Genomic DNA, 16,422 nt, shown 5'->3' with positions numbered 1-16,422 from the left:
TTAAAGAAGCAGATTCCCTATACTAGAGAACCTGCCGATTATGTTCGATGCAAATGACTTAAGTTTGCTACTTAGTTCTATCTTTTAAGTCTGGCAGGGCTTTAGGCATTTTCAAGCGGTCGAAAATTGAACGATAATTGCTTGAGTTTGATTTGTCACTCGGTAAGTTACGTAACCCTCTCCACAAACGAGTAAATACGCTTTTATCTTCACGCCCTTGTTGGAGGGATTTACTGTCTTCTATCCAACGTTTCTCTCCATTCAATTTACCAAGTTGCGCTTTACCCAGTTCTAGCTGAGTCGTCTGAGTTCGCAACTCACGATAGATAAAGGTTCTCAATGCTGACCAATTACCTTGCTTAAGCAAACGACGTAATACCAGCCAACTTGGTGTCGGTCGGTTTTTATAATAACGCTTCAAGGAAACAACGAATGTAATACATAGCACCAGTGCCAGTGCAACGCTGATAAAGGCAGACATGTAAGCTTTGATAAAGGATTGGAGTGTGTGTTTTGCTTCAAACACTTCGCCTTTTATCACCACACTTTCAAGACGCTGATTTTTGCTGTCCCACCATTGGAACGTAAACTCCGGCAAGGTGAATTCGCCACCTTGCTGAATCACATAAACCGTCTCTTCAACGCGACTCGAACGGTAGTCACCACGTTCTTGTGTGTCATCCAAACGATTAGGCTGAGGGTAAGCTTGATATTGCTGAGTCGATTCATTGGTCAACACATTAGGCAGTAACACAGACAAGCTGTCTTTCGCTTTGATCTTCACTGTTCGTGTAACCGCATCACCCACTTTTAAGTCTTCGCTTGAACGCTGCCATTGCTGCTCAACATCCACGTCTGTCGCAGAAAACCAAGGCGACTCATCGCTTAATAAACCAGAAGGTAGTGAGGCTTCAAACTTAATCGGCTGCGTGTAAAGCGTGCCGCCAACGTTTGATCCATCAGGAGCGGACACTTGAACACGAACAGGTACCGTCGGAATCACAAATTTGCCCGAAGTCATCGGATAAAGCGTCACTTCCCAACGTTGACGTGACCATGTCGTGCCGCCCACTCGTTCAGTGTAGTTCGTCGCCAGTTGGTTACGCTGCTTAGCAATCACATTAGGGATTTCGATGCTGCCAATTCGCGTCCCACCCGTTAGCCACCGAGGAGTCGCCACCTCAATAGTGAGAATCACTTGTTCATTAACGCTAACTTTCGTAGGCGTAATCTTGTCGCCAGACTTCGGTTTTTCTCCGACCCAAGCAATCAGTTCGACATCGCCACTCCTCTGCAGGTCATAAATATCAGCCGCAGAAGCAAGTGTAGAAAAAGCAGTGCTAAACAGCAGAACTAGCGACACAAACAAGGTCTTGGTTAGTTTAACGGACTCTAAGCGCCCTACCTTTACTTGAAGCGCTGCAAGAGTTAAATCATATCGACTCATTGTGCTTGCTCCTGTTTTAGCGACCGTTCCTGTTTTGAATACTGTTCGATGGAAGGTGCAGGATCTCTTAACTGAATTTGGAACTTGGACTTCAAGAAGAACTTGGGATCGGCTTCTACGCGTTTTAACCACTTGTCGGCAAGCTCTTGACTGCCTAAGATTTCATTGGCATTAAGCGTTTCCTTAAGCATCAATTTCGCTACCGTTTCTTCTTCAGCTCCATCTCCCGTTCGAGGCTGATCGTCTTCGAGTTCTAAAGACTCCTCAGGGCCATCTGTGGTTCCAGACTGGCTTTCACTGGTGCGATTAACCTCTTCGACAATACCACTAAGCACAGCAAGGTTGTTTTCCACATCCGTTCTTAGTTCTGGTGACAGATCCTCTTCCTCGCTTAATGATTTCAAAAGGTCTCGTGCGGCAAGGTATTCACGCTGTCTGGCTAACGCACTGGCTGCATTGTATAAGCCAAGTTCAGTTTTGGTTTGCAAAAAGGCACTGTGGGCTAACTTAAAATCACGAGCATAGTAATAAGCTGCGCCCTTTCGCATTGGATCCTTAAAGTGCTTTGCTGCTTCAAGGTATTCCTTTTGATTCAATAAACGTTGTCCTTGCTGATCAGGCGTTAGCCATAAATCCCACCACCATTGGGCTGTTTTATCCCAAGCCGTCAAGGACTCTTCAACTACAGGCTTGTCAGCAGTTAAACTGACCGTTTTCGCCAAAGAGTGCGGAGAATACACGCTGCCTGTAATCAAAACGCCAACCACACACCACTGCACCAACCACCCTTTTCTGAACCATAGCAACATAATGAAAGCCATTGGAATAAGCAGTCCATAGCCCATGTCTTTCCAAGGCATTGAAGATTCGCCGTTGAGCTGCATGTTTCTTTCAACCGCTCTGTTCAGTTGTTGGATATCCGAATCATCAACGGTCACTTCAATCACTCGTCCACCCGTCTTACTCGCTAAGTTACGCAGTGAATCTAGGTCGACAGGGTTATCGCTCACCACATTACTGTTTCCTGCGGCGAGAATGAGCAACTGATACGGATTGTCGTTAAAGAAACTCTCGTACGCCCTAATGGTGCTTGGGTTTACACCATCTGATACCAACAGTACAGAAGAGCCTAACTCACCAGACTGTTGCTGATTAATCAGTGGCAGTGCTTCTTCTGCTGACTTACCTGATACCGGCATGATATCGGGCGTGATAGCCGCTAGAAACGGTTCGAATACTTTGCTGTCTTGAGTAACGGGCATCGCGACGTGTGCGCTGCCTGCATAAACCACTAAGCCCGTATTACCGCCTTTCCGAGCTGCCAATAAGTCTCTAATTTTCTGCTTAGATCGTTCCAAGCGACTCGGTGGTAAGTCTTTAGCGAGCATGGATTCACTATTATCAAGCACAACCAACATCGACGCTTTGTCTTCACCAAAAGGCGAAGCCTCACGCTGCCATGTTGGGCCAGAACAGATGATGATGGCGAAAGTTACAATCACCACCAATAGCTTCAATGGCAGCTGCTTACGCCAGCCTGTTTCGCCAATCGTCAATGCATCACGTAAGTGTGCAGGTAGAATGTCTTTCCACGTTGGTTTGGTCTCTTCTCTCCAGCGAATCCACAGTAGGAAAAACATCGGAATAAAGGCCAACAACCACAAAGGTCGGATAAAGTGAAACTGAGTAAAAAACTGTTGCAACATGAGAGAATCAGGCATTGTTCTCTCCTTTCAAATTTTTCTTTGATGAAACCAAAAGCGATCTTCTACGGATTGTCGCCAAGCTAAACGCAGTCAAATACATCACAACAACAATCGCCATTAAGTAATGGTGCAATCCCTGTTTAGGACGATAAGTCGTACTCTCATACAACTGAGGCTCTAGATCACCAATTTGAGCATAAGCTTTAGTCAGTTCATCGCGATTAAGTGCTTCAAAGGCTTCGCCACCAGACTCTTGAGCCACACGCTTGATGGTTTCCATATCCAGAGCCACTTCTCCCACGGTTTGCGGGTCACCCATGGCGATAACGTGAATACGAACGCCTTTCGCCTTGGCTACCTTGGCGGCATCGATAGGTTCTACAAAGCTTCCCGTGTCATTGCCATCAGTTAGCACAATCACAACTTTCTCTTTCGCGTTCGCATCAATACTTGAATCTTGAACTGCTGCACTCTGCTTCTCACTCTGTTCAAACACCTTGATCGCAAGGCCAATAGCATCGCCTAAATGCGTGCTTTGCCCTGCCATCGCCACATCGGTTTGGTTGAGCAGCTCAAGCCAAACCTCTTGATCGGCAGTAAATGGTGTTTGGACAAATGCAGCGTCACCAAACAGGATCAACCCAAGTCGGTCACCTTTTCGGGTTGTTGCGAAATCGGCTAACACCTCTTTGGTTGCATCTAAACGAGAAATTTTATCGCCTTGTTGAGAAGTAAAATCTTGTTCAGCCATTGAACCAGACAAATCAACCACTACCATCACATCACGACCTAATTGTTCGCGAACTTGTGGCTCACCTAAGATGGTTGGTTTAGCTAACGCACAAACCACGAGTACCCAAGTGATAATCAGCGTGATTCGTTGCCACCAGCTTGGTGTTAATTGGCTTGCACCTTCGGATGGCGCCTCACCAATCGCTTCAACCAGCGCACTGAAAAATGGCACTTTGATAGCCATTTGCTTGGTGCGATAAGCAGGTACAGCGAAGTACACGAGTAAAGGCAAAGGTAGTACGATAAACCACAGTGGGTGCGCGAATTCAAAACTGGCAGATAAACTATCAAACATTATCTTGCCCCTCTGGTTTCGCTTGTACCTCTGATCTCGCTTGTACCTCTGGTTTTGTTTGTACATCGGGTTTATGAAGTTTTAGCCACATCATCGCGGTTTGAATTACCTCTAAACGCTGTTCAAAGGTTAAACGTACCTTAGGGTCAATTAGGCTCTGCATCCATAGCCCCGAGACTTCATCAGTAAAGAAAGCATTGCTGTTTGCATTCGTGCCAGCACTAACAAGCAAATAAGCATTCAAGCGATTTACATAAGGTTGACCAAACAACTTTGCATTGCTGCTGTCTAGGTAACGAAGTACTACTTTGAGTATCTTGAAGGTTCGCTCGGTTGAATTTTTGTCTCGCGCATCCAATACCATAAGCTCTTTGAGCGCTTCTTTGCGATAACGATTATTCCACCACTTTAGCGCCAAGCGATAAGCCAGATAGAACGCGGCCAATAACAAGGCAACGCCGAGGATCTTCCAACCGATCGTTTGGGGAACCCAACTCACGCTGTCGGGAATCGTGACATCATGCAGTTCGCGAAGGATATAAGTACTAGGAGGCGTATGTTCAACAGTCATTTAGCGCCCTCCTACTAGTTTTTGAAGCTGTGAAATATGATGACCAGACGTATCTAATTCGATATAAGGGAGGTTTTTCATCGCCATCAATTTAGCAAGAGATTGTTTTTGGAGTGCCGCTTTTTGAGCAAGGCTCTCGCTCGCAAGGTTGACCTTAGATTGGCTATCAAGATTGATCTGAAAACGACCATCACCCACCACCCAATTTGCACTCGCAAGGTCTTGAGGCAGTGATTGTTCTAATGGGTCGGTCACCATAATGGCTAGGATGTCATTGTGTTGTTGAAGTTGCTTGAGTCGGTCAAGGTGTTGTTCTTGGCAGTCACGCCAATCGCTAATAAAAATTAAGGTCGACTGCTTGAGTCTCATTCGTTTAATCAGTTCAATCCACTGATTAAACCCAACACCCTCGCTGTCACTCACACTCACGTCTAAGCTTTGATTAGCCTTGGTAAGATGCTTTAACTGAGCTAATAAATCAGATTGAGAACGCTGCGCTTTGGTATGAAAGAGCTTTTGGTGTGAGGCTAAAACAAAGCCAACACGGTCACCGTCTTTCAGCACTCGCCATCCACACAATGCTGCGACTTCGGCGGCCACAACGGATTTCATGGTGTTTTGAGAAGCAAAAAACATCGAACTGCGCTGATCGACACAGATAATCACATTACGGTCTTTCTCTTCGGTATAGCTGCGAACATGAGGCTTCCCCGTTCGCATCGTAACTTTCCAATCAAGATTACGGATATCATCACCCAATTGGTAATGACGTAATTCTTCGAAGTTCAAACCACGGCCACGGAACAGAGAATTATGTCGACCCGACAGTACACTGCCCGCCTTTAGATGAGGCAATAGAGAAAACGACTCAGCTTGAGCCTGTATTCGCACTAACCTTGAGTAATCACAATATAATCGTGGATCAAGGCCTTGTGGTTTGGGAGCTTGTGTTGGCTTCGCCATGACGCCCCCTAGTTATCCGATCTCAACATTATCAAGCAGTTCTTCAACCACTCTTTGATGGTCAACACCATCGGCCAATGCGTCATAAGACAATGAGAATCGATGACCCAATACGGTAGGTAACATTGCACGCACATCATCTAACGTGACGTGGTCACGCCCTTGTAGCCAAGCATAAGCGCGAGCACATTTATCCAATGAGATTGACGCTCGTGGGCTTGAACCAATCTCAATCCATTTAGACAAGTTTGATTCTGGGTAACGCTCTGGCTTACGAGTCGCCATCACCAAGGCCACAATGTAGTTTTCGACTAAATCAGAAACCGCAATATCAGGAAGTTGGCGACGAGCTTCAAGTACCAATTCAGGTTCAATATGCTGTGGTGTGACTAATTCTGAACTTGTCTCACTACCTAGCTCTTCACTGCGCACCAATTGAATGATGTCACGCTCTGCTTCGTCTTCTGGGTAGTCGACCGTTACTTTCATGATGAAACGGTCCATTTGCGCCTCAGGTAGCGGATACGTGCCCTCTTGTTCAACCGGGTTTTGAGTCGCCAATACCATGAACAAGTCGGGAAGGATGTGAGTTTGACCGCCCACGGTTATCGTTCCTTCTGCCATCGCTTCAAGCAGAGCCGCTTGCACCTTCGCAGGGGCACGGTTCACTTCATCGGCCAGAACAATGCTATTGAAAATAGGACCCGGTTGGAAATGCAGTTGCGGCTTGCCATCCAGTTCTTGATACACCTCAGTACCCGTCACATCTGATGGCAATAAGTCAGGCGTGAACTGAATTCGCCCAAAGCTTGTATTCAATAAATTCGCTAGTGACTTGACCGAGCGCGTTTTCGCAGTGCCGGGAAGCCCTTCTAGAAGCACGTGGCCATTGGTCAATAATCCGATTACCAGAGCCCGAACGACGTGACTCTGACCGATAACACTTTTCTCTGTCTGTTTAATCAGTTGGTTTATTGCTTGTTGCGCATGGTTCATAGGTCTTCCCTTTATTCAATCTGGCTGCGTACATCCTACCCACAAGCCCCATAACTATTAGTTATAAACGTGATAATTAGTCATAAGCGCGATAAGTTATAAGTGCCATAGACAAGTTTTTGCTGACCCTTTATTTCAGCCCAGCTTTTTACTTGCTAAGTACTTTCAATTGGTTAATGGCTTCCGGTGGCGCTACCTTACTCAACGACGAAACACATTGTTCAAACGCTTTTGCTGCGCCCGGTTTCTGGTAATTTCGAGCCAAAATCTCACACTGTGCGTACAGGTGTTGTGGATTGCGGCTGAATTGGTAAGCCTTGTTCAATGACTTACTAGCGGCAAGCACATCAGACTTCTCCAAAGCCAAGCCGTACACATACCAATATTGTGGGTCAGTTTGCGCCGTTTCAGCGGCTTGTTTTAGGTAGTCGGTTGCTTGTTTGTAATCTTTCGCTCGCAGCATGGATAACCCTGCGCTGTATGGCAACACACTCGATTTAGGTTGAGCTTGAATGCCTTGTTTCAGTGTCGCCAATGCTTTTGGCTCGTCGCCCATTGCACGATATAAATCAGCCAAGTTGGCGTAGCTGTTTTCGAAGTAAGGCTCAATCTCAATAGCGCCTAGATAAAACTCAATCGCTTTGTCGTTCTGACCTAAATCTCGATAAACGTTACCTAAGTTCGTTCGGCCAAATCCTCTATCGGCATTAAATTGTTGTATCTCTACGTACTCTTCCAATGCAGGCTTGATTTGATCTTTCTGCAGCGGGTTCATCTCTCCCCAATAACGGACTAATGCGCCTGCGGTTTCTGAACGAATCGACAATATGGAGTCTTTCAATAGTGGCTCTAGAATCTGCCAGCGATCAGTGAACGGAAAACCTGAGGAACCTTGCACAACACCTAAGCGGATCATTCCGTCATCGTGTTTCACCGCTCTTGCTAATGAGATGAGCGTATTCTTACCCGTATTACCACCCAAACGTTCTAAGCTCGAAGCGCGAATGATATTGCTTAAGCTTGAATCCTGAGCTGAGTATGCCAACGCATCCTCTGCACCTCTGTGCCCTATTGAATCCGCATAAAAGGCGACAGCAAAGTGTTGTTGGTTACGATACTTAGAATCTGGGAACCATTTGCCAATTTGTTGATCGGTCCATTGATCAGTTTGGTCTTCATGACAGCTAGTACACACGTTGGGTGTTTGAATATGTTGGCTAATATCTGGACGTGGAATATGCCAGCTGTGGTCACGCCTTGGATCGACTTCCATGTACGTCGTTTCTGGCATGTGACAAGTGGTACATTGTGAAGCTTCGGTATTCGCTTCATGGAATGTGTGCTTTTCAGGTGTGTATTCAGAAGCAATGTGACATTGGCTACACACGGCTTCTTCGGCAATTTTCAGTTCTGCAGTATGGGGATCGTGACAGTTAGTACAAGTGACGCCTTTCTCTGCCATCACTGATTGCAAAAAAGAGCCGTAAACGTAATCTTCGTCGTAAATCTGGCCATCGTTGTGGTAAAGCTCAGGGGTGATCAGACTCAGACGATATTTATCAAAGAATGAACCGTTAACGTGGTCACCCGTTTCATTCAACTGAGTTCGACGACTGTGGCATTGAGCACAGGTTTGAACTTGATTGGTATGAATGATGTCTTTTGGTTGAAGGGTTGAGTTGCCCTCTTGATAGATCCACTCTTTCACCGACTTCGACAAGTCGCGATCGAAACCATAATGTGCCGAGACTAGAACATCCTTTCCGCCGTTGGCTTTTGCTGATTTGTTTCTGGTTAACTGATCTTTTGCTAGCTGGGCTTGTTCAAGGTGCTCACTCGCTGGGCCATGACACGCCTCACAACCAACATTAATCTCAGACCAAGTGGTGTTGTAAGTATTGCTTACGCTGTCGTAGTTCTTTTCTAGGTTCGTTGAATGGCAGTCTGCACACATGAAGTTCCAGTTTTGACCGCTGTTGGTCCAGTAAAACTCATCGGTGTTGGTGGTATCAGGATAGAGGTGGAACCAGCGTTGGCCGCCTTCGTCCTCAGTGCGAGAGTCCCAAGCGAAAGGAATCAACTGAACACGCCCGTCTTCAAACTCAACCATGTACTGTTGCAGAGGTTCAAAGGCGAAGGTATAGCTGATTTTGTAATCTTTGAATTGGCCATCCGGCCCTTCGATGTTGACCCAAAACTCATCACCCTTGCGAAAAAATCGGTTGGGCTTTTTGTCATGAGTAACGGTTTGGTCGTTAAAGTCGCCCAAAACGGATTCTTCGGTCGCATGCTTCATCGCCATATCATGATGAGAGCCTTGCCACGCTTCCACTTCTGCACTATGACAGTCGATACAAGCTTCAGATCCGACATATGTCGCTGGCGACGCTTGTTCATCAGCATAGCCCTTGAAACTGAGTATCGACAGCATAAGTAAAGCCAACATTGCGGATAATACTGCAACTCGCCGGTGTTTCAATCCGTTCACTTGCGAGCACAACCATGCAGACATAACGTTCCTTGTGTTTATACATCCTTATGCTTAATAAGGTAGACGTAAAAACGACGAATTTACAATTATTTAGTGGCAGCTAGCTTGATAGTTGTGATTCATATTCACGACTGGTATTTACTCATCGATATGCGCATAAAAAAAGAGCCCCTAAGAGCTCTTTCGTGTTAGCAGTTTCATCAAACTATCAATTTCAATAAACCAAAGCTTACTTGTTATGGTTCTCCTGAAGTTTCTCCATAACCTGTTCCAAACTAAAGCTTGCTGCTTTTTGGCGTGGTGGGTATTCGGCAAATGTTTCTAAGTATTTGCCTACATACGCTTGTGCAGGAACGAACATATAAGCATGGTCTAACAACCAGTCGTAGTATGTGTTCGATGTGATATCAGCATTTTCATATGGGTCCATACGCAGGTTAAACAGCTTAGGAAGACGTAACGTAACGAACGGTTCAGCCCAAATTTGCATGGTGCCTGTTGCACGCTGTTCCATGAACACCGCTTTCCATTGGTTGTAGCGAAGCGCTGCTAAATCACCATCATCGGTAAAATAAAAAATTTCAGCACGACGGCCTTTCTCTTCTCCACCAGTGAGGTAAGGAAGGAAGTTATAACCATCTAGATGAACCTTAAATGTTTTATCTCCGGCAGTATGACCTTTCAGCAGTTTCTCTTTAATTTGATCATCACCAGCAGCCGCAACGAAGGTTGGCATCCAGTCCATATGGTGCATGATTTCGTTAGATACAGTTCCCGGGGCAATTTTACCAGGCCAACGAACCATTGCTGGTACACGGTATGCGCCTTCCCAGTTGGTGTTTTTCTCACCACGGAACGGTGTTGTACCCGCATCAGGCCAAGAGTTCATATGAGGGCCGTTATCCGTTGAGTAGAAAACGATGGTGTTGTCTTTGATACCCAGCTCATCCACTTGTTTCAACAATTGGCCAACGTGTCGATCGTGCTCAACCATACCATCAGCATAGTTACCCACGCCTGTCACACCTTTGCTATCGGCTTTCACGTGCGTTCTAAAGTGCATACGTGTTGCGTTCCACCAAACAAAAAATGGCTTGTCGGCTTTCACTGCTCGATCCATGAAATCGAGTGCCGCATCGAGTGTTTCTTCATCAACAGTTTCCATACGCTTACGCGTTAGTGGGCCAGTATCTTCAATCTTGCCATCAGCAAATGATTTGATTACACCACGCGGGCCAAATTTCTTACGAAACTCTGGGTCGGTTGGGTAATCTTCATTTTCTGGTTCTTCCTCAGCATTCAGGTGGTAAAGGTTGCCAAAAAATTCGTCAAACCCGTGCGCTGTTGGAAGGAATTCATCTTTATCGCCAAGGTGGTTTTTACCAAATTGACCAGTCATATACCCCATTGGTTTAAGCATTTCAGCAATCGTTGCATCTTCTGCTTGAAGACCAATATCTGCCCCCGGTAAGCCAACTTTACTCAAACCTGTTCTAAGTACACTTTGGCCCGTGATGAACGTAGAGCGGCCTGCGGTACAAGACTGCTCAGCGTAATAATCGGTAAACATCATGCCTTCTTTGGCGATGCTATCAATATTCGGAGTTTGATACCCCATTAAGCCAAAGGTGTATGCACTGACATTAGATTGACCAATGTCATCCCCCCAAATGACGAGAATATTCGGTTTTTCTGCTGCGAATGTGGCGGTGGAAGCCGCCATCATCGCAGTACCTAAAATCGCTAATCGGCGTTTGACGCCATATTTCACTGTCATAGAAACCTCTTCGTTAGTTATTTGCATCCTGCACTACAACGTATAGTTCATTTTTTAAACTATCGCGACATTCGCTAACCTATTAATCTTTTTGTCATTTTTATCGTCAACAAGATGCGGCAGTAGACGATAGAGATTACGTATACAAACATGATTCGGATCACACATAACAGTTAATAGGCACTTCCAAGAAATACATATAACGAAATATAATCAACAACTTAACCAACCTCCATAACAATTAGTTATAACCACTATAAAAAGACACAACCGGTTTTTGAGATTAATGTTTGCTCATCGATGTGTTGTTTTAACACATTAATCTTAAAAGCAAATTGGAGTCCTTTATGGGTACTAAAATTAATAAACTAGCATTAGGAGTTGGCTTATTAGCAGCTTCTTCAGCGGCAACAGCAGCAGAAAAGCCAAACATTCTTGCTATCTGGGGTGATGACATTGGTGTATTCAACATCAGTGCATACAACAACGGTATGATGGGTTACGAAACACCTAACATCGACCGTATTGCTAATGAAGGTGCACTATTTACTGACCACTATGGCCAACAGTCGTGTACAGCTGGTCGTGCTGCATTCCTAACAGGTCAAGAACCTTTCCGTACTGGTCTGCTAACGATCGGTATGCCAGGTTCAGACCACGGCATCCCTGACTGGGCTCCAACGATTGCTGACCTTTTAAAAGAACAGGGCTACATGACAGCTCAGTTCGGTAAAAACCACATGGGTGACCAAGACAAACACCTTCCAACGAACCACGGTTTTGACCAGTTCTTCGGTAACCTATACCACTTGAACGCAGAAGAAGAGCCGGAGACTTACTACTACCCTAAAGATCCTGAATTCCATAAGAACTTTGGTCCTCGTGGTGTAATCAAGTCTACTGCTGACGGTAAGATTGAAGATACAGGACCTATGACGCGTAAGCGTATGGAACATGCGGATGAAGAGTTCCTAGAAGAATCTCTAGCATTCATGGAAAAAGCAGTAAAAGAGGACAAACCTTTCTTCATCTGGCACAACACTACTCGTATGCACGTGTGGACTCGTTTGCAAGAGAAATACCAAGGCAAATCAGGTATCAGCATCTACGCAGATGGCATGCTGGAGCACGATGACCAGGTAGGTATCCTTCTAGACAAGCTTGATGAGTTGAAAATCGCAGACAACACAATCGTAATCTACTCTACCGATAACGGTGCAGAAACAGTATCTTGGCCTGATGGCGGCGCAACTTACTTCCACGGTGAGAAAGGTACAACTTACGAAGGTGGTATGCGTGTTCCTCAGCTAGTTCGCTGGCCTGGTACAATTAAACCGGGAACTAAGATCAACGACATTATGGGTCACCAAGACTGGATCCCAACACTACTAGCTGCTGCTGGTGATGATAACGTTGTTGAGAAACTGGCTTCAGATAAAGGTGCAACTTACAACGGCAAGAACTGGCGTGTACACTTAGATGGTTACAACTTCCTACCTTATTTCGAAGGTAAAGAAGAGAAAGGCCCTCGTGATAGCATGCTTTACTTCTCTGCAAACGCTGAGTTAAACGCTGTACGTTGGAATGACTTCAAGATTTCATTCGCTGTAATGGAAGGTAACATTGTTGATGCTGTTCGTTTCCAACCGAACTGGCCTCAAGTTGTTCACCTACGTGCTGACCCATTCGAAAAAGCACCTCACGAATCTGGCATGTACCTACGTTGGATGGCAGACAACATGTGGCTATTCGTACCAGTAGGCGGCAAAGTACAAGAGTTCATGAACACGCTACCTGACTACCCAATGCAGAGCAGCCAAGTATTGAACCCTGGTAACTTCAACCAAAACACTTACAATCTTCAAGGCAAGCTTAAGCAACTAGAAGCAGCTGCAGCGCAAGTTAAATAAGCCTATCTAAAACATAAGCTTGTTCCATTTTAATATTTATGCATTCCCCTACATCTAAAGGTGTGAGGGGAATGTCATTACGTATTAATTAGTTTGCGGGTGCGGTACTTGTTACCTGTGTATCGCGACTCTTAATGACATGTTGCAGCCTAAATAACATAAGAATGGCTGCGATGGTTAATCCTGTAAGGATCCCAACCCAAAAACCCGCTTCACCCATCGCAGGAATAATGTAATCCGTTAACCCTAATATAACACCAAGTGGTAGAGCTAACCCCCAGTAAGATGCAATGGCAAGAAGCATCGGAATCTTAGTATCTTTATAGCCACGCAGTGCACCATTTGCAGAGGTTTGTATCGCATCGCTGAATTGATACATTGCAGTAAAGACGATCAATGTTGCGGCTTTGGCGCTGATCTCTGGATCTGCGGTGTAAAGACGAATGATCCATTCAGGGAACAGTAGAAAAATCACGACAGAAATGAGAGACACTAAGCCTGCCACAATAATCCCAATTTTGCTTCGCACGATAGCGCCCAACTCATCTTTCTCACCTAATGCATGACCAACTCGAATAGTAATGCCAAATGAGATGCTCATTGGGATCACGTAAGTCATGCTCGAAATGTTTAACGCGATTTGCGCTGCTGCGACGTTTTCAGCACCGATACGAGCGATCATCAGCGCGATTACTGCAAAAATGCTGCCACACACCGCGATATTCATGCCGATGGGAAAACCCAACCTCAACAGGTGCAACATCTCTTTTGCTTTTGGCTTTGCATCTGAAAAACGAATAATGGTTTTATAGTGGTGATGACTTTTGATATAAGAATACAAGATTATAGACATAATCCAATAAACTAAGCTTGTTGCCCAACCACAGCCAACTGCGCCCATTTCAGGAAATCCAAATTTACCGTAAATAAGGATGTAGTTAACCGGGATATTCACAAGCAAACCAATAACGGAAATGATCATTGGTGCTTTGGTGTTGTTCATCCCTTCACAAAAACCATTCAATGTGTAAAACAGCGCAATACCCGGCACACCAAACGCCAGCGCAAATGTATAATCGCTCGCAATTGGGATAATTTCTGAGGCGACACCAATCCATTCCAAAATTGGCTTTGCATTGATCAAGTAGGCGATCAATAGCACGCTCGCCAATAATGCCAACCATATCATTTGGAAAAATTCTACAGAGGCACGTTCAAAATTTCGTGAACCACGATGATATGCCACGACGGGTGTTAAAGCCATGATAATACCGCGAAGCAACAGCAATACTGGAAGCCAAAGACTGGTACCTAGAGCAATGGCCGCAAGATCGGCAGGGCTAACTTGACCTGCCATGGTTGTATCAACAAACCCCATAGCTTGGGTTGCAATTTGAGTAAAAATGATAGGGATCGAGAGATGCATTAAAGCACCCGATTCTCGAGTAAATGAGGGAAGTTTAGTTTGCATGGAAGTATTAAACACCAATATAAATACACGAATGATGGCAGGATAGCGAATGTGTATTTTAGGATGTGCCCGTTGGGCGGCGATAATATAAACAGAATACTCAGTAGGGTCAAGCATTGGAATTGTTAAGGAGGACAGCTAACGAGAGTACTGATCCGTACCAATAGCTTTGGACGCTGAGTTAAGTATGGAGAATCATTAAAACTTAACTTTGGTTAAAGACTAAAAGTACAAAAGGCCTCTCATCGATTCAGTGATGAGAGGCATCTTAGTAAAAAAAGGGAGGAAGGAAAGGTATTGTCAACTTATCTGCTTCACTGAAAGCGAAATCACTTACGCTTCGCTTTCTTCGCCAACTTACGTTTCTGCTTGCTCTTCTTCTCCGCTGAGTTTTTTTGAATCTTACCTTGGCTTGTAAAGCCCACTTTCTTAAGTACTGCCTTACCTTCGGCACTGTTTACAAAAGTTCGGGCTTCAGGATGGCCTGCATCTGCTGCTTCTTGAAGTAATGTTGGAATAGGTTTTGGCGTTTTAACACCATCACGCATTTTAAATTTCGTTGCCGCCTTCGCAAGGGCTTGCGTGACGATAGAATATTTAATATCCGCTTCTTCCAATTCATTGCTCGATTGTTTTAAAGCCTCGTGATAAATATCAATCATGAAGTCATAGTGCTCCGCATCATCTGCAATCTGCTTAAATAAACGAAACTCTACCGCTAAGTATTCAGGTAAACATTTATAGCTATCGACCATCGTAGCCACAGTTTGTTTAACTTGCTCGGTTTCATACACAGTGGCATCAACATAAGATTTAAAGAAAGCAATACCAGGCGCTCGGCGAGCCTGCCCCGACACCAAAGCTGAGCGGAGTGCTTTTAGTGACTCATCGGTTTGCTCAGTTTCATGCTTTTCAAGTTTGTTATAAGCATCGACTGTGAACGCTTCAGGCAAACGATGCTCAATAGCACACTGTAGCCAATGCCCTGTATCCGAGCCTGCTTTATAAGCGATATTAAGTTGGAATGAAAGCGCATCATGGTTGCCCTTCTCCGCCGCTTGACGAATATAACTTTCACCAAGTTTGTGTTCTCCACAACGGAGAAGATGAGAACCAAATTCAAAGGTAGCATCACCTTCCTCATCTATTTTTAATGCCTGCTTAAAGCACAGTTTCGCATCACGAGCCACGCTCTCTTGCAGTAGTTTGTTTGAGTAGCATTTAGCATATAACAACCAACTTTGAGGGTGACCTTGACGGTGAGTTTTCTCAAGCCAATAACTCAGGTCTGCCTGCTTATCTAGGTATTGCTCCTTCTCCCACCAACGAGATTTACCCGTTTGTTCACTCATTTCAAGCAACTCGTTGTAAAACTTGTTCGCAAGGTAATAAGTCGCGTCTTTAGAACCTTTCAGGGCATCAGTCACAAATAACGACAGTTCACATGAGGTAGGCTCCTGCCATAAGTTAGTGCACAGGTTTTCGATACCAAGAATGGTTTTACCCACATATTGAGCGATTTCATAAAGGCTGTTCATGTGCTTTTGCATACGAGCGCGAGACACTTTCATTTCAGCGACATAGGCACCATTGACTTCTGTCATATGAACGGAGCGATTACCGTCATGGCGCAAGGCATTCATCTCGTCAATAACCCATTCTTCAATACAGCCTGATGTTTGCAGCATCTTAATCTTATTAGATAATTCACCATGAACGGGAGGGCGAAGTTTGAGATGCTTACCTAATTCATGACAAGTGAGCTCAACAAATAGACGAACCTTCGCCATGCTCGATTGGGGGTCGGTGAAATAGTAGCGCTCAGCTAAAGTGGCCTGTTTATATAGCTCCCCCAAGCCCTCTTTCAGAAAAGCAAAATTATCGTGGTTGTTATTCTCAAAGTCTGCCTGAAGTTGCATTTTAACGCTCCTAATTCATGTCTATGAACGCTATACTAATCTCACTGGCGACATTTTATGTCGCTTTAAAGTTTTATTTATCGG

11 protein-coding genes are annotated in these 16,422 nt (G+C 45.0%); 1 reads left to right on the top strand and 10 read right to left on the bottom strand.

All coding sequences use genetic code 11. From position 1 onward, the window contains the following. Positions 1 to 67 precede the first annotated feature (67 nt). The 8 genes from F0249_RS07570 to F0249_RS07535 all read right to left on the bottom strand — a co-directional run bounded on the left by F0249_RS07570 (position 68) and on the right by F0249_RS07535 (position 11,038). The gene (locus tag F0249_RS07570; RefSeq protein ID WP_171756278.1) at positions 68 to 1,447 is read right to left on the bottom strand and encodes a BatD family protein; all 1,380 of its coding nucleotides are present in this window, start codon (positions 1,445 to 1,447) and stop codon (positions 68 to 70) included. Then, a complete protein-coding gene (locus F0249_RS07565; RefSeq protein ID WP_171756277.1) occupies positions 1,444 to 3,168 on the bottom strand; it encodes a VWA domain-containing protein in 1,725 nt (574 codons plus the stop codon). The genes F0249_RS07570 and F0249_RS07565 overlap by 4 nt, the downstream gene beginning before the upstream one ends. Beyond that, on the bottom strand, positions 3,161 to 4,240 hold the full coding sequence (locus F0249_RS07560; protein WP_171756276.1) for a VWA domain-containing protein: 1,080 nt from the start codon (positions 4,238 to 4,240) through the stop codon (positions 3,161 to 3,163). The genes F0249_RS07565 and F0249_RS07560 overlap by 8 nt, the downstream gene beginning before the upstream one ends. Further along, positions 4,233 to 4,811 carry a DUF4381 domain-containing protein gene (locus tag F0249_RS07555; protein WP_171756275.1) on the bottom strand — a complete coding sequence of 193 codons (579 nt, stop codon included), beginning with the start codon at positions 4,809 to 4,811 and terminating at the stop codon, positions 4,233 to 4,235. The genes F0249_RS07560 and F0249_RS07555 overlap by 8 nt, the downstream gene beginning before the upstream one ends. Then, a complete protein-coding gene (locus F0249_RS07550) occupies positions 4,812 to 5,774 on the bottom strand; it encodes a DUF58 domain-containing protein (protein WP_171756274.1) in 963 nt (320 codons plus the stop codon). Positions 5,775 to 5,786: 12 nt separating this feature from the next. Continuing rightward, positions 5,787 to 6,770: a MoxR family ATPase gene (locus F0249_RS07545; protein ID WP_171756273.1), complete on the bottom strand. Its 984-nt coding sequence runs from the start codon at positions 6,768 to 6,770 to the stop codon at positions 5,787 to 5,789. A gap of 148 nt (positions 6,771 to 6,918) precedes the next feature. Further along, positions 6,919 to 9,282: a tetratricopeptide repeat protein gene (locus F0249_RS07540; protein ID WP_171756272.1), complete on the bottom strand. Its 2,364-nt coding sequence runs from the start codon at positions 9,280 to 9,282 to the stop codon at positions 6,919 to 6,921. 208 nt (positions 9,283 to 9,490) lie between these two features. Beyond that, a complete protein-coding gene (locus F0249_RS07535; RefSeq protein WP_113798973.1) occupies positions 9,491 to 11,038 on the bottom strand; it encodes an arylsulfatase in 1,548 nt (515 codons plus the stop codon). A 347-nt stretch (positions 11,039 to 11,385) separates the two neighbouring features. Between F0249_RS07535 and F0249_RS07530 the strand changes: the two genes are divergently transcribed. Next, positions 11,386 to 12,948: an arylsulfatase gene (locus F0249_RS07530; protein ID WP_113798975.1), complete on the top strand. Its 1,563-nt coding sequence runs from the start codon at positions 11,386 to 11,388 to the stop codon at positions 12,946 to 12,948. Positions 12,949 to 13,036: 88 nt separating this feature from the next. Here the strand turns inward: F0249_RS07530 and F0249_RS07525 are convergent, their stop codons facing one another. Both F0249_RS07525 and F0249_RS07520 read right to left on the bottom strand, forming a co-directional pair. Further along, positions 13,037 to 14,419 (bottom strand): MATE family efflux transporter, encoded by a 1,383-nt coding sequence (locus tag F0249_RS07525; protein WP_171756271.1) that lies wholly within the window; start codon positions 14,417 to 14,419, stop codon positions 13,037 to 13,039. Positions 14,420 to 14,748: 329 nt separating this feature from the next. Then, the gene (locus F0249_RS07520; protein ID WP_171756270.1) at positions 14,749 to 16,338 is read right to left on the bottom strand and encodes a DUF4145 domain-containing protein; all 1,590 of its coding nucleotides are present in this window, start codon (positions 16,336 to 16,338) and stop codon (positions 14,749 to 14,751) included. Positions 16,339 to 16,422 lie beyond the last annotated feature (84 nt).

The sequence above is a fragment of the Vibrio sp. 03-59-1 genome (assembly GCF_013114135.1).
Taxonomy (GTDB): Bacteria; Pseudomonadota; Gammaproteobacteria; order Enterobacterales; family Vibrionaceae; genus Vibrio; species Vibrio cortegadensis.
This window is presented reverse-complemented; position numbering and strand designations above follow the sequence as displayed.